Here is an 18,609-nt window from a genome sequence, read left to right on the forward strand (position 1 = left end):
CAACGCCCGCCGACCCTTTGCCGGCGGGCGTTGCGCACGGGTGCTAGCTTCCTCCCGTGGCGGAACACCAGGATGAGACCAAGGCTGCCTACGACGGCGTCGTCGAGCTCTACGCGTCGCTGTTCGCCGATCGGCTGGAGACCCACCCGTTCTCACGGAACATGATCCGCACGTTTGCCGAACTCGTGCGCGAGACGGGCAATCCGCGGGCGGCCGACGTCGGATGCGGGCCCGGGCATCTGACGGCCATGCTGAACGAACTCGGCCTGGACGCCCGCGGTTTCGACCTTTCCCCGGGCATGGTCGACCACGCCAGGCGGGCCTGTCCAAAGCTGCGCTTCGATGAGGCGACGATGGAGTCCCTGCCGCTCGAGGACGGCACGCTCGGCGGAGTGCTGGCCCACTACTCGATGATCCACACCCCACCCGGAGAAGTGCCCGCGTTGCTCGCCGAGCAGGTGCGCGTCCTGGCGCCCGGGGGCCTGCTTCTGGTCTCGTTCTTCGCGACCGACGGACCGGAACCGATCCCCTTCGACCACAAGGTGACACCCGCCTACAGCTGGCCGGCGGACCGGTTCGCCGAACTGCTGGCCGGGGCCGGCCTCGTCACGTTCGCCCGGCTGCTGCACGACCCCGCCTCCGAACGGGGCTTCCTCGACGCCCACTTGCTCGCCCGCCGCCCCTGAGGCCCCTGCGGGCGCCCCTTTGGGGGGCCGACGAGGTCACGTGCCCGCGGAACCCTCCGTGAACGCGGTGGCGTGGTCGGCGACCCACTGACGAAACGTCCGGGGCGCCGTCCCCAGGATGTCGGCCACCGAACCGGTGAGGTACGCGGGCTGTCCGACCGCCGCGCTCCACGCGGTGAGCAGCATGTCGACGACCGGTCCCGGCGCCGTGCCCCGCGACACATTCCGGAACTCGTCCGGCGTCATCTCCTCGAAAGCGATCCGGATCCCCAGGGCGTCCGCGATGACGGCCACCTGCGCGGCCTGGGTGAGTGATGCGGGACCCGTGAGGACGTAGTCGCCTCCGGCGTGACCGTCCTGGCTCAGTGCCCGCGCCGCGACGGCTGCGACGTCGCGGTCGTCGACCGGCGCCGACTCGGCGGCGCCGTAGGGCCACCGGACGACCTCACCGGTCCGGATCGCGGGCGCCCACCAGGCCTGCGAGTTCGACGCGAGCATCCCCGGCCGGATGATCGTCGACCGGAGTCCGGTGGCCGCGATGAGCCGCTCGATGCCGGCGTGCAGCACGGCCACGGGATTGGGCTGCTGGAAGAAGGGGTGCGGCGTCCTGTGCGGGGAGGAGAGGAGGACGACCCGCCGTACGTGTGCTGCCAGCCGCTCGACGACCGCCGCTGCGGTCCGGGGAGGTGCGGTCCAGACGAGGAAGACCGCACCCGCGCCCCGCAGGGCCGGGTCGAGCGACTCGGGCACGGTGAGGTCACCGCTGAACACCTCGACCTCCGGCGGCAGGGCCGCCGTCGCCTCGGAGCGGCGGGTGAGGGCGCGCACCGGCACGCCCTCGTCGAGGAGCCGGCCGACGACGAGGCGGCCGATCCGGCCTGTCGCCCCGGTCACGAGCACGGGAGGAATGTCTGTCTGTGTCATGCCGCCCATAGAAACGTTACTCGGTTAAAAAAGCAACTCGGTAACGAATGTTACCCTGGTCGGATGAACGAGCCGACGGGGCTGCGGGCCCGCAAGCGGGAACGGACGCGGGACGCCATCGGCGCCGCGGCCGTCTCGCTGTTTCTGGAGCACGGCTTCGACCGCGTCTCGGTCAACGACGTCGCCGCGGCCGCCGAGGTCTCCAAGCCGACCCTCTTCCGGTACTTCCCCACCAAGGAAGACCTGGTGCTGCACCGGTTCGCCGACCACCAGGGGGAAGCCGCACGCGTCGTGCGTCATCGAGAGTCCGGCGCCGAGCCGCTGGATGCCCTGCATCGTCACTTCCGCGCCGGCCTCGACCGGTACGACCCCGTCACCGGCCTCAACGATCACCCCGAGGTGGTGGCCTTCCACCGGCTGGTCTTCACCACCCCGAGCCTGGCGGGACGGCTCACGCGCTACCGGCTCGAGGACGAGGAGGCGCTGGCCGACGCCCTGGGCGAAGGCATCCGGGCACGCCTGCTGGCCGCCCAGGTGCTCGCGGTCCAGCGGGTGCTCGCCCGCACCAACTGGCAGAGGATCGCCGACGGCCGCACCGCACACGACGTCCATCCCGAGGCCGTGGCCGACGCCGGGCTGGCGTTCGCCCGGCTACGCTGACGCGGGTCACCAAGTCGTCCTGGCGGCCTACCTGTTCGCCGGCCCACGACGGTCGGGGTCTGTGCGCCCCGCCGATCCCGTCCGCACGCCCCGGGAGCGGAAGTCAGCTCATGACCTCGCGGGCCGCGTCCAGGAACGCGAGCCGGTTGTCCTCCAGGTAGTCCCGTACGCTCTCGCCGTCCGGCAGCCCTTCCCACACCGTTCGGTTGAGGTCGAGGAAGTACGCGCGCGCCGCGTCGTGCACGGCCAGGGGGAACTGGAGGCGGATGAGCCGTTCCGCGACCCACAGCCTGTTCATGACGTCCTGGGTCATGAGGAACCAGTCGTGTGTGTCGTCCCACCCGGAGGGCCGGCTGAGGGCGGAGCGTTCGGCCTCGGCGCCCACTTCGATGAACCGCTCCAGCAACGTCAGCCGTTCCGCCCGCCGAGCCTCGGACACGGCGATCTGCTGCCGTCGCTGTTCGGCGCGTTCCGCCGAGAGCTGGGTCCTGTGCTGCACGAGATAGGACAACGACCCGCCGAGGACGACGCCGCCCAGCGATATGAGTGCGACCCAGACCTGACCCGACATGGCCGTCATCGTCCCACGCCGGCGGCGAGAACCTCGTCGGTTCGGCCGAAGCCGGAACAGCTCCGACCGCCGACCCGGTTCTGGGCCGGATTATGACTTCCGGACATGGTGAGGACGGCGATAGAGAGGGGGAGCCGTGGGGATTTCGTGAACCCGTCAAGCGGGGGGCCGATGCGCATTCAGGTACTTGGGCCGGTGTCCGTCTGGAGGGACGGCGCACGGCTGGCCCTGGGCTCCCCCCAGCGTCGCGCCGTACTGGCGCTCCTGACCGCGTCCCGCGGCCGGCAACTGCCGTTCGCCGGCCTGGCGGAGGCCTTGTGGGGAGAGCGGCCACCGGCGAGCGCGCCGAACGTCGTCCAGACTCACATCAAGCACCTGCGAAGGTTGCTTGAACCCGGGCGGCCGCCCAGAGCGCCCAGCATCGTGCTGCCCCGTGTCGGCGACGGCTATGCGCTGCGGGTCCCCGATGACGTCGTCGATCTGTCGCGCTTCCGTGCTCTGGTCGACGCGGCGGACGCGGCGCGGCGTGATGGCGATGAGGGGCGGGCCAATGCCCTGCTGGCCGAAGCGCTCGACGTGTGGCGCCAACCGCCGCTCGTCGATCTGCCGTTCCTCGCCTCCCACCCCGTGGTCGTCGCGCTGACGGGGGAGCGTGGCGGTGTGGTGGCGCAGTACGGGGATGCCATGATCGCGGCGGGAAGAAGTGCCGAGGCGCTGCACATCCTCCAGGAGGCGGCGGCCGCGCACCCCCTGGACGAGGACGCCCAGGCCCGGCTCATCCGTGCGTACGAGTCCGTCGGCCGACGTGACCAGGCGGTCGCCGTCTATCGGCGCAGCCGCCGTCGGCTGGCCGACGAACTCGGAGTCGATCCCGGGGCCGCCCTGTCCCAGGCGCTCTCCGCCGTGCTGTACAGCCGTCCGGAGCCTCCCGCCTCCGGGCGGAGACGAGCGGCGGGTCCGGACCCTGGGCATCAAGCCGCGTACCCCGCGCGGCCACCGGCCCGCTCACCGGCGCAGTTGCCCGCCGATGTCCCCGACTTCGCCGGCCGGGAAGCCGAACTGGGTGTGCTCGACCGTCTGCTGGACACGGCGGAGGAGAACTCCACCGCGATGGCCGTCACGGTGGTCTCCGGCACCGCCGGCGTCGGCAAGACCGCGCTGGCCGTCCACTGGGCGCACCGGGCGCGTGGCCGGTTCCCGGACGGGCAGCTCCACGTCAACCTCCGTGGATACGATCCCGACCTCCCGATGACACCGGGCGACGCCCTGACCCGGTTCCTCACGGATCTCGGGATCCCCGGTGACGCGATTCCGCTCGACGTCGACGAACGCACGAGCCGCTACCGGACCGAGATGGCCGAGCGGCGGATGCTGGTGGTGCTGGACAACGCGTTGTCCGAGGAGCAGGTACGGCCCCTGCTTCCCGGCTCACCGTCCTGCGCCGTGCTGGTCACGAGCCGGGACAGTCTGGCCGGCCTGGTTGCCCTGCACGGTGCCCGCCGCGTCGGGCTGTCCGCTCTCGCGCGGACGGAAGCGCTGGACCTGCTTCGTACGCTCATCGGCGACCGGGTCACCACAGAGCCGGGGCCGGCCGCGCTGTTGGCCGAGCAGTGTGTGGGGCTTCCGCTGGCCCTGCGGATCGCCGCCGAACTCGCGGTGGCCCGCCCGGCGTTGCCGTTGGCGGACCTGGCAGCGGAACTGGCCGACGAGCAGCAGAGACTCGACCACCTGGACGCGGGTGGCGACCCGCGTGCCGCGCTGCAGTCCGTGTTCTCCTGGTCGTACCGGCGTCTGCCCGCCGAGGCCGCCCGTGCCTTCCGGTTGATCAGTCTGCACCCAGGACCGGAGATCGACGCTCACGCCGCCGCCGCCCTCATCGGCGAACCGCCCCGCGAGCCGGACGGGCGGCCGGACCACGCGCCGGACGGCCGGCGTGCCGCCCGCCCGGACGGGCCGGCCCATTCGGCCAGGGCGCTGACCGTGCTGGCCCGCGCCCACCTCCTCCAGCCCGTGGGCCCCGGTCGGTACAGCACGCACGACCTGCTGCGTGCCTATGGCTACCGCCTCACCCGCACGCACGATTCCGACAACGACCGGCAGGCGGCCCTGTCCCGGCTCTTCGACCACTATCTCGGTACGGCCGCGGCCGCCATGGACGCCCTGTACCCGGCCGAAGGACATCACAGGCCCGCGGTCGAGCCCGTCATGGGCGCCTCACCCATCGCGGGCGACCCGGTCGCGGCACGAGCCTGGCTGGACGCCGAACGCCCCGCTCTCGCCGCGGTCTGCGCGATCGCCGCGGACCGCGGCGGAGGGCGGCACGCCGTCCAGTTGGCCGCCGTGCTCTTCAGGTACCTCGACGCGGGTCATCACACCCAGGCGCTGGAGATCCACCACCATGCCCTGCGCGCCGCGGAACGAGCCGGTGACGCGAAGGGACAGGCCCACGCACTGACCAACCTCGGCTGCGTGCACTGGCGGATGGCCGACGCCGCTGCCGCCAGGGAACACCTGTCACGTGCCCTGGAGCTGCATGTGAGCACGGACGACCGTGCGGGGCAGGCCAGGGCCCTGTCCAACCTGGGCAACGTCCACTGGCGCCAGGGCCACTTCCATGAAGCCGTCCGCTGCCATCAGCAGGCGCTCACCCTGTACCGGGAGACCGCGGACCGGGTGGGGCAGGCGCGGACGCTGACCAACCTCGGCAACGTCCGGCTGCGGCTGGGCCTGCGGGGGCAGGCGGCCGACGACCAACGACAGGCCCTCGTCCTGCACGAACTCACCGGCGACCGGATCGGTCGTGCCCGCACCCTCTGTCACCTGGGCAACGCGTGTCTGGAACTGGGCCGGTGCGACGAGGCTGCCCGCTGTCAGCAACAGGCCCTCGCCCTCTTCAGGGAACTCGGCCACCCCGGCGGCGAGGCGTACGCGCTGTCCGGCCTCGGCGACGTCCTGCTGCGGCAGGGCGCGTTCGAGGCCGCGATCGAACACCATCGGCGTGCCCTCGACCTGTTCCGGGAGAACGGGGAGCACTACGGCGAGGCATCCGCGCTGAACGGGCTCGCCGAGGCGCTGTACGCCGGCGGTCGCCACGACGAGGCTCTCGCCCACTACTCCACCGCCGTGACGGTCGCGGCCGGCACCGGGGAACACGACCAACTGACCCGCGCCCGCGGCGGAGTCGACCGCACCCGGCACACCCTGGAACCCGGAGCCGGAGCCGCCGCGCCGACGTCACCGGGGCAACGGCCTCGTCCCGTGTCCGAACCGGCCGGGTAGCCCGGTGAGCCCGCCCGACAGCGGGGGACGGGCTCACCGGACCGTCCCGCCCCGACCGTCTCAGGGACTGGTGTCGAGGGCGACGGCCACGTCGCCGATGGGCAGCGGGAACCGCGGATCGTCGGTGGCGACGGCCGTCGCGGTGCCCGTCAGCACGTCGACGGTGTAGAACGTCGTCAGGGTGCTGTTGGGGGGCGTGACGGCGGCGAAGCCCGTGGCCGAGACGGTCTTGCCGTTGACCAGGTCGCTGTAGATGTCGAAGCCCGCGTTGGCGCCGGCGTCCACGCCGAGCTTGCCGGTCGGGGCCAGCGTGCCGTTGTTGGCCGGTGACTGGATCACGACCTGGTCCGTGGTCGTGTTCAGATCGAACAGGGTGGTCGCCGTCTCCCCGTTCAGGTCGTTGTTGGTGTAGGCGGCGGCGGTCACCCCTCGGGAGACGTTCTCGACGCCGGGCGTGGACAGGACGGAGTCCTCGGCGGTGTGGCCGGCGGCGGGGGAGGCGCCCGCGGTCTTGTCGTCGATGTTGTGGCGAAGGTTCTGGCCGTTGTCGCTGATCACCCGCAGCCGGTTGGCGGCCGGGTTGAAGTCGACCCCGAAGTTCGTCCCGTAGAGCGGAATCGTGAGCTGGGAGACCTTCGTGACCACGACGTCCACGGTCTGGGGCGGCGTCTGGATGGTGTAGATGCCGCCCTGATTGCCGACGCCGTACATGAGGCCGTTCTGGACGCGGAAGTCGATCCCGACCAGGGCGGTGTCGCCGACGAGTCCCTTGACGACCCGCACCCAGTCGAGGATGTCGGGTCTGTCGGTGGTGAAGGTGGCCATCCGTGTGCCGTCGCTCGTGATCGCGAACGCCCGCAGCGACGCGACCTGGGCCTGAGCCGTACTGCTGCCCGGCGCGGTGACCGCGACCAGTGCCGTGGTGCACGCGACCGTCACGGCCGCGGCGAGCTTCTTCCTGATCCCTGTGCTCATCGGTGCTTCCTCCCGTTGGACATGGCGTGGTGCGGGAAGCGCGGCAACGTGCCGCTGGGCCGAACCGTTGGCCGGCGGGCACAACCTACGAGCGGGCACTGGACATCCACTGGACGGTGATTGGACGGGCCCGCGCGAGCGCCTTCGCACCGATGGCGAGCACTGTCGTCACCCTGCGGGGCCGTGACCCGACGATCAGGAACGACTGCTGTCGCGTGGCTGTCCTGTCCGGAGTTCCGGGCGGTAGCTTGGTGGGAGAAAGCCCCTGAAGGAGGGCGATCCGATGCCGTGGTTCGTCTGGCTGTTCGCGGCTGCGGCACTGGGTGCCGCGGAGTTCTTCACCCTGACACTGGTGTTCGGATTGCTGGCCGGTGCCGCGTTGGTCGCCGCCGTGGTCGCGGGAGTGGGCATCGGTCTTCTCGGCCAGCTCCTGGCCCTCGGCGCAGCGGCCGCGGCGGGTCTCGTCATCGTTCGTCCCTTCGCGCTGCGGCACATGGAACAGCAGCCCCTCACCTACGAGGGCACCGACGCGCTGATCGGCAAGCGGGCCGAGGTCGTGCGGGAGGTGACCGCGACGCGGGGCCTGATCAAGCTGTCCGGCGAGGAGTGGTCGGCCCGGGCCTTCGACGAAAGCCTCGTGATCCCGGTGGGTGCGCTGGTGGACGTCATGGAGATCGAAGGCGCCACGGCCATCGTCTACCCCCGCGAGCTCCTTCCCTGAGTGGTGAACACACAGCAATGGAGGCACTGTGGACCCGGTTGTCGTCCTCGCCCTGGTGGCGGTCATCGTCGTCGTCTTCCTCGTGGCCTCCACCGTGCGGATCGTCCCGCAGGCGCGCCGCTACAACATCGAGCGGTTCGGCCGGTACCGCCGGACACTGCAACCCGGCCTGAACCTGGTCGTCCCGGTGGCGGACCGCATCAACACCAAACTCGACGTACGCGAGCAGGTCTACTCGTCCGACCCCAGGCCGGTGATCACCGAGGACAACCTCGTGGTGAACATCGACACCGTGCTCTACTACCAGATCACCGACCCGCGGGCGGCGGCCTACGAGGTCGCCGATTACCTGCAGGCGATCGACCAGCTCACGGTGACCACGCTCCGGAACGTGATCGGCAGCATGGATCTGGAGGAGACGCTCACCTCGCGTGAGGAGATCAACTCCCGGCTGCGCGCCGTCCTCGACGACGCCACCGGCAAGTGGGGCATCCGGGTCAACCGCGTGGAGATCAAGGCCATCGACCCCCCGCACACCATCAAGGAGGCGATGGAGAAGCAGATGCGGGCCGAGCGTGACAAGCGTGCGGCCATCCTGCATGCCGAAGGGGAGCGGCAGGCCAAGATCCTCACAGCGGAGGGCACGAAGCAGAAGGACATCCTGGAGGCCCAGGGAGCACAGCAAGCCATGATCCTGCGGGCGGACGGCGAGGCGAAGGCGGTGGAGCTCGTCTTCCAGGCCGTCCATCGCAATAACGCCGACCCGAAGGTCCTGGCCTACAAGTACCTGGAGACCCTGCCGCACCTGGCGAGCAGCGACAACAACACCTTCTGGGTGATCCCGGGGGAGCTGACCGAGGCGGTGCGGACCGTGACCCGTGCGTTCGGCGACGATTCGGCGGCCCCCCACACACCCGCGCGCCCCGAAGAAGCGGGCGGTGCCGGCGACACGCCGGAGGAGGGCCGGGCTCCGGAGCTCGCCGTCGGCTGGACGGCCGCGTCCGACGCCGCCGCGGCGGCCGACGAGGCCGGGAAGCAGGCCGCGGCCGCGGTGAGTGACGCCAAGGCGGAGGCGGAGGCTGCGAAGTCGCCCCAGACTCCGCGCCGGGGGGCGGCGGGAGGCGGGTGAGTCCCGCTCGGAGGTGAACGGGACAGGTATGCGGCCGGCCCCGGGTTCGCGCTCAGTGCTCGCGCGCCGTCTCTTCGCAGATGATCTCGTTGCGCGGGGTGTAGCGCGTATGGAACGGCTCCCGCCTCACCTCCCGGCCGTCGGTGCGGAACACCCGCTCCACGGTGACGTCGAAGCCCTCCAGCGGGGTCTGCGGTACGCACTGCCCGTCGCCGCTCACCTTCGTCTCCGGCTGCCGTATGCCGGTGCGCGGCCCCTTGACCGAGGTGATCTCGTCGTACTTCTTCGTGCCGAGGAACGTGATGGTCACCGAGGTGTCGGTGGACTCGGCCTGGATGTAGACGGCCTTGCCCGAGTCGTTGGCGAACCTCAGATCCAGGCTGCCCCAGGCGACCGTCGCCTCACGGCCCTCGGGGTAGCGTTCGATGTAGAAGGAGTGGGCGCCGTACTCGACGGGTTTCACGCCCGCGAAGAACATCGCGTTGAAGACGGTCGTGGCCACCGCGGAGACACCTCCGCCGGGCGCCTTGGTGTACTGGTCGTCGTAGATCATGATGCCGTCGACGAAGCCGTTGGCCTTGGTGCGTTCGCCGACGGTGCGGTTGAAGCTCCAGGTCTCGTCCGGCATGACGAGGGAGCCGTTGATCAGTTCCACCGCCCGGCCGACGTTCGTCGTGCGGTAGGCGGCCGGTTCGAAGTCGACGGTGAAGGACGACAGCTTCTCGGTCAGCCCCAGCCGCGCCGCGTTCTCACGGGTGAGCTCGGGCTGGGTCCGCCGCGCGTCCACCTCGCCGGTGCGGGCGGCGCCCGATTCGGTCAGCAGGGGGAGTACGGCCTTGCCGAGAGCCTTGTCGGTGACCTCCACGGCGGATACGGCGTCCGCGGTCACCGCCACCTTGCCGCCCTCGAGCCCCAGCCGGGCGTTCCGCGGCGTGGTGGGGAGATCGTTCAGCGCGCCGGTCACCGCGGGGGCGGCACGCAGCCCCTTGGTGTCGAGCTCCGGGGTGAGCCTGCCGGTGTCGTCCGGCCGCATCGTCAGGTAGTCGTCCAGAACGGTCGGGGGGAGCGTGAACCGCTTGCCGCCCGCGGTGAGCGTGACCGGTGCGGACATCGCCGGCTGCGCGAACTCGCGCACCGCCCGCCGCACCTCTTCGGCCGTGACCTTGGGCCGGGTCTCATGTGAGGGCAGCTCCGTGACCGAGCCGGCCGAGCCGCGCAGGAATGGGGCGCGCAGGGCGTCGATCGAGGCGTCCACGTCCAGCGCGTACCCGGTACGCGGGACGGTCTGCTCGACATGCCCGCCGGTGAAGGACACGGAGCCGTTCCGGGCCTCCTGGTCGAGGCTCTTCGCCAGCTTTCCGAGAGCGGCACGGGCCTTGCTCCCGTCGACCCGCACGACCGGTTCGATCTCACCGCCCGACCGGAACAGTCCGCCGATCACGCTCACCGGATCGGCGCCCGTGGACACCGCCCGGTCGAGGGTCTCCCCGATGTCGAAGGCGAGTCCCGCACGCCGCGGGTCGACCGTGCTCTCGCGGTCGCCCAGCCGCACCGCCAGCTCCCGCGGACCGGCCGCCACCAGGTGCCGCTCCAGCTTCCGGGCCGCTTCCTCACGGGTCAGACCCCCGATGGCCACGCCGCGCACCGTGGTACCCGCCTCGATCTCACCGCCGGCGAGCAGCAGCCCGGCGAGGTACAGACCGCCGACGCCGACGGCCAGCGCACCGCCGGCCAGGGCGACGGGCGAAAGAGCGGCTGTGCGGGGGACGAAGGGTATTCGGGGGCGCATGGGTCTCCTGGACGAACGGTGAAACGTGCGCCCGACATCGCGGCAAGGTGAGTGAGGACAGTGCGCCAGGCTACCCACAACCGGACGTCAAAAGGTATATCGAAGGTCACATCGGGCCTTTTGGATCACCGGTCCGAGCGGCGAGTGCAGGAGTGCCCGGCCTCTCATCCCGGTGCTCCGCCGCCCTCCGGATCGACCAGCCACCACGAGCGTGCGCCAGCGGTCGGACTGGCCGGTGTCGCGCGGCCCGGCGTAACAGACCTCCTCGACGAGGTCGCCGGAGCGCAGACCGCTGCGGGTGCTGAGATCGGCCCGGACGAGGAGGGGGTCCGCGGCCTCCGGCGGCGTACGGGCGATGCCGACGACGCGCGCCCCCCGCTGCCGAGCCGGCGTGCCGTCGCCAGCCCGGCTCCCTGGCTCACGCCCGCCACCACGGCGGTGCGCCCTTCGAGATCAGTGCCGCTCATGACGCCGAGCCTGCACCCTCCCTCGCGGGGAGACTCAAGCCGCGGGTCCGGGACCGTTAGTCGGCGGACGTCCGCCGACCGGCCGACATCGGCTTGGCCGAGGCCACCCGGCCTCGCTGCCGGAGCCGGTCAGGGGCCGTGGTGCCGGCCACCGTCCCCGACGAGGGGTTCACGCGCACGGAATGTGCGGCGGTAGGTGTCCGGAGGGAGACCGACCGTGCGGTTGAAGTGCCGGCGCAGCGTCGTGGCGGTACCCATGCCGGTGGCCGCCGCGACGGCGTCCACGCTGTCGTCCGTGGTCTCCAGCAACTCCTGGGCGCGCCGGATCCGTTGGATCAGCAGCCACCGCAGCGGGGTGGTACCGGTCGCCGACCTGAAGTGGCGGCCGAGGTGGCGTGAGCTCATCCGCGCCCGGCGGGCCAGGTCCTCCACGGTCAGCGGCTGGTCGAGCCGTTCCAGTACCCAGGGGAGCAGCTCGGCGAGGGGGTGGTGATCCGGGGCGGGCATCGGCGCGGTGATGAACTGCGCCTGCCCGCCGTCCCGGTGGGGCGGCACGACCAGGCGGCGGGCGACCGCGTTGGCGGTCGCCGAGCCCCGGTCGAGGCGGACGAGGTGCAGGCACAGGTCCATGGCGGCGGCCTTGCCCGCGGAGGAGAGCACGCTGCCGTTGTCCACGTAGAGGACGTCCGGGTCCACATCGACCTCGGGATGACGGTCCGCCAGCGTCCGGGTGTGCGCCCAGTGCGTGGTCGCACGCAGACCGTCCAGCAGGCCGGCGGCGGCCAGTACGAAGGCGCCCGTGCACAGGGACGCCACGCGAGCGCCCGCCGCGTGTGCGGCTCGCACCGCCTCGACGAGGTCGGCCGGCGGGGCCTCGTCGAGATCGGCCCAGCCGGGGACGATCACGGTGTCGGCCCGGGGGAGCCAGTCGAGTCCGCGATCGGGCTCGATCAGGAAGCGGCCGGTCCGCACCGGGCCGGGCCCGCAGACGAGGAGGCGGTACCAAGGACCCGTCACGCCGTCCGGAGCGGAGCCGAAGACCTCGTGCGCCAGGGACAGTTCGAAAGGGAGCATCCCGTCGGTGACGGCCAGGGCGACAGTGTCCATGTCGGAAAGTGTACGGGTCATGTCGTTCCCGACACTCGTGCGAGCCCGATCCCCCCGCGAGGATGGTCACGACGAAGCCGAACGGATCATTCGAGCGAGGGAAGCATCCATGACGACGGGGACCAAGGTCGCGGTGTACGGCGCGTACGGACACACCGGGCGGTTCGTGGTGCGCGAGCTGCGGCGGCGCGGGTTCGTCCCGGTGCTCTCCGGCCGCGACACCGACAAGCTGAAGGAACTGGCGTACGGGACCCGGCTGCACGCCCGCCCGGCGTCGGTCGACGACTCGGCCTCGCTCGACCGGGCGCTGGCCGGCGCGGCGGCGGTGATCAACTGCGCCGGTCCCTTCGCCACGACGGCCGCGCCGGTGATCGAGGCGGCCTTGCGAGCGGGCATCCCCTATGTGGACGTGGCCGCCGAGATCGAGGCCAACGCCGACACCTTCGCGCACTTCGCCGACCGGGCCCGGGCGGCCGGAGCGGTGGTCGTTCCCGCGATGGCCTTCTACGGAGGCCTCGGTGACCTGCTGATCACCACGGCGATGGGCGACTGGACGGCCGCCGACGAGGCGCACGTCGCCTACGGGCTGAGCGGTTGGCACCCCACGGCCGGGACACGCACCGCGGGGGTGGTCTCCCGGGAGCGGCGGGACGGCCGCAGCGTCCGCTACCGGAACGGACGGCTGGAGTACCACCGGGACGACCTGCCCACCCTGGAATGGCCCTTCCCCGCCCCCATGGGGCCCCGGACCGTCATCGGGGAGTTCACGATGACCGACGTCGTCACCGTCCCCAGCCACCTGTCCATCCCCGAAGTGCGGACGTACATGACGGTCGAGGCGGCGCGGGACATCGCGGCCCCGGACACCCCGGCACCGTCCGCGGCCGACGAGCGCGGACGCTCCGGGCAGACCTTCCTCGTCGACGCTCTCGTCCGCACCGGCTCCGGTGAACGGCGTGCCGCAGCGAGGGGCAGGGACATCTACGCCGTCACCGCGCCGCTCGCGGTCGAGGCGCTCGACCGGATCCTCACGGGGCGGACCAGGACGACCGGAGTCGCGTCCGCCGGCGAGATCTTCGACGCTCCCGACTTCCTGCGCGCACTGTCCCCGCACATCGACCTGGAGGTGTACGAGGCGCGCCCGTAGCCGCCACCACACCCTTCGGCATCGTCGGGCCGCCGGGCAGACGCGCAGTTGGAGGTTGTGGCCCTGGCGGCCGCTGACAGCGGGTGTACCGATCCCGTCAGCCGATGGGATCGGCCACGATGAGCTGGAACCCCGTGAAGGCCAGCTTCACGGTGTTGCGACGGGCATCGACGGTTCCGAGCGAGGCGCCGCTGAACGGGTCGGTCAAGCGGTATCTGCTCCGCTCCAGACCCCGCAACTCGACCGTCCCGTCCCATCGAGGGGCGTAGAACGCGAAGTGCAGGGCCGCCCCCTTGGCCACGACATGCGCCTCGGGCTTGTCGAAACCGATGTCGTACAGATCGCCCCGGTACTCGCCGGTGGGCAGCATGTTCTCCTCGTACAGGTTCACCCACCGGCGCCAGAGGATCTCTCTCTCCGGCGTGAGTACGATGCCGTCGTCCGGGCCCGCCGGGTAGGTGAACTTGGTCGACAGGACGGCTCCCACACCGTAGCTGGAGGCGAAGTCGTCGCCGTTGTCGCTCAGTTCGACATGGTCGCCGGCGTAACTGCCGCCCTCGCCCATCAGCGCCTTCATCGTCTTGCCCTTAGTCCGGACCTGGTAGGACGACAGCGGGTCCGAGCTTGGATACTGGTCGGTGTAGGGCAGGTTGTGGAAGGCGAAGGCGGTGCCGCAGGGGCACAGCTCGACGACCGCGTCGCGGTTCACGTCGTGCGCGGCCTCGTGCACCGCCTTCCAGAACAGGGCCAGCCCCTCGGTCGATTCCTCGGGGCGGGCGTGCCCGTGTGCCGGGTTGTGACAGGGGGCGACCGCGTTGAGGTGCTGGCCGTCGATCTTGAGTCCCTCGTAGCCCCAGTCGCCGATGAACTTCCTTACCTGGGCGACGAAGTAGTCCACGGTCGGCCGGTACGCCGGGCACAGTGTCCAGGCGTCCCACCAGCTCACTCGCTGCTTGTTGCCGTCGCGGTCCAGCAGCAGCATGTCGGGGTGGTCCCGGTAGAGGTTGCTCTCAGGGTCCGCTGCCAGGGGTGCCCACCACAGACGCGGCCGCAGGCCGGCGTCCCGGATCTGCCCCGTGAAGGCGCGCATGTCCGATTCGCCCCGCGGGAACTTCTGCGGGTTGAGGTCCCAGTCACCCTCGTTGGTCTGCCAACCGTCGTCGAGCACAGCCCACTTGAGGCCGACCTCACGCACCTTGGGGAGGGTGCCGATGACCTGCTCGACGGTGAAGTCGCGCTCGTAACCCCAGGCGCACCAGACGGGCTCCACGGCGGGCCCGAGCGTTCTGGGCGCGCGCTGGCCTACGTCACTCATGTAGTCGCGATAACGCTGGAGCGGCACGAAGTGGTCACCCGGGAGAGCTGTCAGGAACGTGGTGTCCGTCGTGAGATGGCGGCCGGGCTTCAAGATCACAGGGGTGTCGCCCTCGACGGCCAGGCTCGCTCCGTCCGCCGTTCTGCGAACCGGCAGGCGCAGCATCCTGGCCACGGGTTCGACGGGCCCGACGGAGAGGCCGGCGCCCGGGCGCCACACGGATACCAACGGGGTGCCGCCGCCGTAGTCGGAGGCGTCCATCCCGAGCGAGTTCTCCTGGCGGAACCCCTCGGTCATCGGCCGCACCCAGTCGCGGCGGTCCTCATGCGTCGTGCCCGAGAAGGTGTAGAAGCCGCGGGGGCTCTCCAGGAGTACGTGGGCTCCGCTGCGCCACCCGGTGACGGCCAGGTCGGCGCCGGACGCGTTGGTGTAGGTCACCTTCATGACGATCATCCCGGTCAGACGCCGGAAGGAGGTCAGCTCCAGCGTCTTCCGTACGCCGGTCAGGGATTCGCCCCAGACGGTCACCTGGACGCCTGCGCCGTGCAGGGCATGCCTGGTCCTGCGGACCTTGTGCCTGCGGTAGGCGAACTCGTCGATCGTCGTGTCGCTCAGGAGAAGGGCCTCGCCGGCGTCGAAGCGCGTCACGTCGACGCCTTCCAACGCCACCCGGCTGCGCAGTCGGTCGTCGAACTCCAAGGTGATGGACGTGTCGCCGACCCCGACGACATCGGGATCACGGTTCGGAGCGGCGGCCGCGGCTGTGGCGTCGCCGGCCACGGCGGGGAAGGCGGCCAGGCCGGCACCCCCCAGCGCCACCTTCAGTACGCTTCGCCGGTTCATATCCGTCATGTCGAGCTCTCTTTCGGCAATGTCAGGCGGCTTCGGGCTCGCCGTGCGTCAGCTGGACGGGTGGACGACGTGCGTCGGCGTGCTCGCGACCGGGCGGGCCGTCCGCGTGCAGCGGAAGTGCGACATCCGGTCTCTGATTGGTCTGCGGTCGGACACCGGGCTGAGCCGCGGTGGCGCACACGGGATCGCTGAGAGCCCCACCACGTGTCGGAGCGCTCACCGAGGGTCGTCATGACTCGACATCGACGTCGACGGTGGCAGCGGGATGGTATCCCGAGTGGCATGCTGTGAGAACGTAGGTGGTATGCGAGTGGCATGTCAATGGTTCAACGGCGGGACTGGTGAGGAAACCGGTATGCTTCTGGTATGACCGATGCGAGAACGCCGATGCCCAGGGGCCTGTTCGCCGACGACGTCCTCCCGCTGTACGAGCGCACAGCCGCGCGGCTGCTCGAGGACCTGCGCGCGGCCGCTGCCCGCCCCGGTGACCGGCTGCCCTCCGAGCGCGCGCTGACCACTCGGTACGAAGTCTCGCGCGTGACACTGCGAGCCGCCCTCGCCCAGTTGGAGTCGCGAGGCATCGTGCGGCCGTCTTCGTCGCGCGGGTGGTTCGTCGCCGAGCCCGGCCTGTTCCCCGATGCCGCGGCGGCGTCCACCTCGACGGCCCCCCAGGTCCAGGGTTTCGCCGACTACGCCCAGGCCAACGGCCTGACGACGGCCGGCAAGGTGCTCTCCGCCACCGTTCGCCCGGCCACGGTGTCCGAGGCCGAAGAGCTCCGGATCGCCCCGGGCGCCGACCTCTTCGACCTCCACCGGCTGCGCTTCCTCGACGGCCTGCTGGTGGTGCTCGAGCACAACCGGCTCCCGTTGGCGGCCTGCCCGGCCCTGGCCGACACCGACTTCAGCAGTGCCTCGCTGTACGCCACCCTGCGTGCCGCGGACCCGCCGCAACTGCCTCGCGTCGCCGACTACTCCGTCGAGGCCCGCCACCCGACGGCGCGGGAGATCGAGTTGTTCGAGATCGGCGACACCATGCCGATGCTCGTCGCGACCCAGTTGACGTCCAACCAGGACGCCCGCCCGATCGAACTGACCGTCCAGGTCTACCGAGGGGATCGCTACCGATTCCGGGCCTCCATCACCAACCAGGGCTGACTGATCACCGCAGGGCCTTCGCACCGGCCCCGCTGCCGCCGGCATCCGCGCGCAGCGGGGCCGGTGCCATCTCGTGCTCGCGTACGCGAAGCAGGGCGCCGGCGTCGATGAAGCGCGCTGCCCGCGCGCAACAGCCGCAGAGACTGCCGACGAGCGGTCCGCGGACCGAGGACTCCGCGCCGGTTCGGCGCCGCGCGAAGCCGCGCGCAGCGACCCCTCGATGACGTCGGCTTCCGGCGGGACGGGCCGCTTGTGCCGGCCACAGCCCACTGCGCTCGAGGACGGCCGCCCGGCCGGCGAGGAACCGTAGCGTCGGCCGTCAAAGACCAGAAGCATACCAGTAGGGCCTATTGACCACTCCGCATAGGACCACTACTGTCCCACTCGAACTCCGGCCCATCGAGGTGATGGTGCTCGAAACGCACATGCGGCAAGGGGTGGGCGATGCACAGCCCGTTGGACGAGGTGCTCCGACGCCGACAGGCCGGACGGCCGCAGTGCGCCATCACGGTCGCATGTGGTCTGCCACCGGACCGCGTGGTTCTCGGCGGAAACCACCTCTGCGACGCACCGCGCGACCACGGCCGCGCTCTCCATCCGAACCAGAAGGAGCACGTGTGACCACGCTCCCCGGCGCGCTGTCCGTCGGCGACGGCGCTGCCCACACCGTCCGTGAGATCGCCCAGCAGCCGGCCCTGTGGAGGGAGGTCGACCGGGCCGTCACGGCCTCCCGGGCATCGCTGGACGCGTTCCTGCGTCCGCTCATGGCACGCGGCGACCTGCGCGTGGTGCTCACGGGTGCCGGCACATCCGCGTTCGCGGGACAGGTGCTCCAGCCGGCCCTGACCCGGCGCCTGGGGCGGCGCGTCGACGCGGTCCCCACCACGGACCTCGTCGCCGACCCGCGCGGTTGCCTCGCCGAGGACCTGCCGACACTGCTGGTGTCCTTCGCGAGGTCGGGTGACAGTCCGGAGTCCGTGGCCGCCACCGCCCTGGCCGACCAGGTCCTCTCCGAGGTGCATCACCTCGTGATCACCTGCAACGAGCGGGGCCGGCTGGCGCGCGACCACGGCGAGCGGCCTCGGTCCCATGTGCTGCTGATGCCGGCCGCGTCCAACGACCGCGGCTTCGCCATGACGTCGAGCTTCACGTGCATGACGCTCGCGGCGCTGCTGGCCCTGGGCGGCGACGCGTACGACGGGGTCGCCGAACGCCTGGCCCGGGCAGCCGAGTCGGTCATCGAGGCCGGCGCCGTCGACCGCACCGTCGGCCCCCTGGTGGACCGGGATCCCGGGCGCATCGTCTTCCTCGGCAGCGGCCCGCTGAAGGGTCTCGCCGAGGAGTCGGCGCTGAAGGTGCTCGAGCTCACCGGCGGGACGCTCACGGCCGTCGGGGAGTCCTCGCTGGGCTTCCGGCACGGCCCCAAGGCGGTGCTCGACGAACGCTCCGTCGTCATCGTGTACCTGTCGAACGATACGTACACCCGCCGCTACGACCAGGACATCGTCGCGGAACTGCGCGGAGATCTTCCCGCCGGCAGTGTCGTCACGGTTTCCGCGGACGGCTCCGGCACGGGAACGGAGAGCGGAGCCGCCGACGGCTGGCCGCTGCCCGGCCTCCACGACGTCGAGGATGTCGCCCTGGCACTGCCGGCCGTGGTGTACGCCCAGCTCATCGCGCTGCGCGCCTCCCTGCGCCAGGGCCTGCGGCCCGACAACCCGTTCCCCTCGGGCGAGGTCAACCGCGTGGTGCGGGGCGTGACCCTGCACTCCCTGCAGAACTGATCGAAGGCATCGAGGGCGCGGATCGAGGGCGCCGGACGGAGGTACGAC

Annotated in this window: 14 protein-coding genes; 8 read left to right on the top strand and 6 right to left on the bottom strand. The window is 71.2% G+C overall.

Going from position 1 to position 18,609, the window contains the following annotated elements; all coding sequences use genetic code 11:
• The first annotated feature begins 56 nt into the window (after nt 1-56).
• Entirely contained in the window at nt 57-686 is a 630-nt protein-coding gene (locus IF28_RS0130500) for a class I SAM-dependent methyltransferase (RefSeq protein WP_030226997.1), read from the top strand.
• Nucleotides 687-722: 36 nt separating this feature from the next.
• On the opposite strand, the gene IF28_RS0130505 is transcribed toward IF28_RS0130500, so the two are convergent.
• The gene (locus IF28_RS0130505) at nt 723-1,610 is read right to left on the bottom strand and encodes an SDR family oxidoreductase (RefSeq protein WP_234325383.1); all 888 of its coding nucleotides are present in this window, start codon (nt 1,608-1,610) and stop codon (nt 723-725) included.
• 63 nt (nt 1,611-1,673) lie between these two features.
• Between IF28_RS0130505 and IF28_RS0130510 the strand changes: the two genes are divergently transcribed.
• Complete coding sequence (locus IF28_RS0130510; RefSeq protein WP_030227000.1) at nt 1,674-2,270, top strand: TetR/AcrR family transcriptional regulator; 597 nt, start codon at nt 1,674-1,676, stop codon at nt 2,268-2,270.
• 103 nt (nt 2,271-2,373) lie between these two features.
• On the opposite strand, the gene IF28_RS0130515 is transcribed toward IF28_RS0130510, so the two are convergent.
• A complete protein-coding gene (locus IF28_RS0130515) occupies nt 2,374-2,850 on the bottom strand; it encodes a hypothetical protein (protein WP_051713939.1) in 477 nt (158 codons plus the stop codon).
• A 186-nt stretch (nt 2,851-3,036) separates the two neighbouring features.
• On the opposite strand from IF28_RS0130515, the gene IF28_RS0130520 reads away from it, so the two are divergent.
• Nucleotides 3,037-6,120: an AfsR/SARP family transcriptional regulator gene (locus tag IF28_RS0130520; RefSeq protein WP_063829359.1), complete on the top strand. Its 3,084-nt coding sequence runs from the start codon at nt 3,037-3,039 to the stop codon at nt 6,118-6,120.
• Between the two features lie 60 nt (nt 6,121-6,180).
• Here IF28_RS0130520 and IF28_RS0130525 read toward each other — a convergent pair whose 3' ends face one another.
• A complete protein-coding gene (locus IF28_RS0130525; RefSeq protein WP_030227006.1) occupies nt 6,181-7,095 on the bottom strand; it encodes a DUF4394 domain-containing protein in 915 nt (304 codons plus the stop codon).
• A gap of 283 nt (nt 7,096-7,378) precedes the next feature.
• On the opposite strand from IF28_RS0130525, the gene IF28_RS0130530 reads away from it, so the two are divergent.
• Nucleotides 7,379-7,816 carry an NfeD family protein gene (locus IF28_RS0130530; RefSeq protein WP_030227007.1) on the top strand — a complete coding sequence of 146 codons (438 nt, stop codon included), beginning with the start codon at nt 7,379-7,381 and terminating at the stop codon, nt 7,814-7,816.
• A 28-nt stretch (nt 7,817-7,844) separates the two neighbouring features.
• Nucleotides 7,845-8,945, top strand: coding sequence for an SPFH domain-containing protein (locus tag IF28_RS0130535; protein WP_030227008.1), 1,101 nt, complete (start codon nt 7,845-7,847; stop codon nt 8,943-8,945).
• A gap of 52 nt (nt 8,946-8,997) precedes the next feature.
• Here the strand turns inward: IF28_RS0130535 and IF28_RS0130540 are convergent, their stop codons facing one another.
• Both IF28_RS0130540 and IF28_RS0130545 read right to left on the bottom strand, forming a co-directional pair.
• Entirely contained in the window at nt 8,998-10,734 is a 1,737-nt protein-coding gene (locus IF28_RS0130540; protein WP_030227011.1) for a VanW family protein, read from the bottom strand.
• 596 nt (nt 10,735-11,330) lie between these two features.
• On the bottom strand, nt 11,331-12,308 hold the full coding sequence (locus tag IF28_RS0130545; protein WP_037894354.1) for a helix-turn-helix domain-containing protein: 978 nt from the start codon (nt 12,306-12,308) through the stop codon (nt 11,331-11,333).
• Nucleotides 12,309-12,417: 109 nt separating this feature from the next.
• Between IF28_RS0130545 and IF28_RS0130550 the strand changes: the two genes are divergently transcribed.
• Complete coding sequence (locus IF28_RS0130550) at nt 12,418-13,455, top strand: saccharopine dehydrogenase family protein (protein WP_030227017.1); 1,038 nt, start codon at nt 12,418-12,420, stop codon at nt 13,453-13,455.
• Nucleotides 13,456-13,552: 97 nt separating this feature from the next.
• Here the strand turns inward: IF28_RS0130550 and IF28_RS0130555 are convergent, their stop codons facing one another.
• Nucleotides 13,553-15,622: an alpha-galactosidase gene (locus tag IF28_RS0130555; RefSeq protein WP_030227020.1), complete on the bottom strand. Its 2,070-nt coding sequence runs from the start codon at nt 15,620-15,622 to the stop codon at nt 13,553-13,555.
• A gap of 366 nt (nt 15,623-15,988) precedes the next feature.
• Between IF28_RS0130555 and IF28_RS0130560 the strand changes: the two genes are divergently transcribed.
• Entirely contained in the window at nt 15,989-16,777 is a 789-nt protein-coding gene (locus IF28_RS0130560) for a GntR family transcriptional regulator (RefSeq protein ID WP_030227022.1), read from the top strand.
• Nucleotides 16,778-17,394: 617 nt separating this feature from the next.
• Entirely contained in the window at nt 17,395-18,561 is a 1,167-nt protein-coding gene (locus tag IF28_RS0130565) for an SIS domain-containing protein (protein ID WP_030227034.1), read from the top strand.
• The last annotated feature ends 48 nt before the right edge of the window (nt 18,562-18,609 follow it).

It is taken from the genome of Streptomyces sp. NRRL WC-3626 (genome assembly GCF_000718785.1).
GTDB lineage: Bacteria > Actinomycetota > Actinomycetes > Streptomycetales > Streptomycetaceae > Streptomyces > Streptomyces edwardsiae.

What these genes read in the sequence shown, in the direction of transcription:
- IF28_RS0130545 (WP_037894354.1), bottom strand. Translation starts at nt 12,308, where the DNA reads ATGGACACTGTCGCCCTGGCCGTCACCGACGGGATGCTCCCTTTCGAA.
- IF28_RS0130515 (WP_051713939.1), bottom strand. Translation starts at nt 2,850, where the DNA reads ATGACGGCCATGTCGGGTCAGGTCTGGGTCGCACTCATATCGCTGGGC.
- IF28_RS0130510 (WP_030227000.1), top strand. Translation starts at nt 1,674, where the DNA reads ATGAACGAGCCGACGGGGCTGCGGGCCCGCAAGCGGGAACGGACGCGG.
- IF28_RS0130555 (WP_030227020.1), bottom strand. Translation starts at nt 15,622, where the DNA reads ATGACGGATATGAACCGGCGAAGCGTACTGAAGGTGGCGCTGGGGGGT.
- IF28_RS0130540 (WP_030227011.1), bottom strand. Translation starts at nt 10,734, where the DNA reads ATGCGCCCCCGAATACCCTTCGTCCCCCGCACAGCCGCTCTTTCGCCC.
- IF28_RS0130505 (WP_234325383.1), bottom strand. Translation starts at nt 1,610, where the DNA reads ATGACACAGACAGACATTCCTCCCGTGCTCGTGACCGGGGCGACAGGC.
- IF28_RS0130525 (WP_030227006.1), bottom strand. Translation starts at nt 7,095, where the DNA reads ATGAGCACAGGGATCAGGAAGAAGCTCGCCGCGGCCGTGACGGTCGCG.
- IF28_RS0130560 (WP_030227022.1), top strand. Translation starts at nt 15,989, where the DNA reads ATGACCGATGCGAGAACGCCGATGCCCAGGGGCCTGTTCGCCGACGAC.
- IF28_RS0130530 (WP_030227007.1), top strand. Translation starts at nt 7,379, where the DNA reads ATGCCGTGGTTCGTCTGGCTGTTCGCGGCTGCGGCACTGGGTGCCGCG.
- IF28_RS0130550 (WP_030227017.1), top strand. Translation starts at nt 12,418, where the DNA reads ATGACGACGGGGACCAAGGTCGCGGTGTACGGCGCGTACGGACACACC.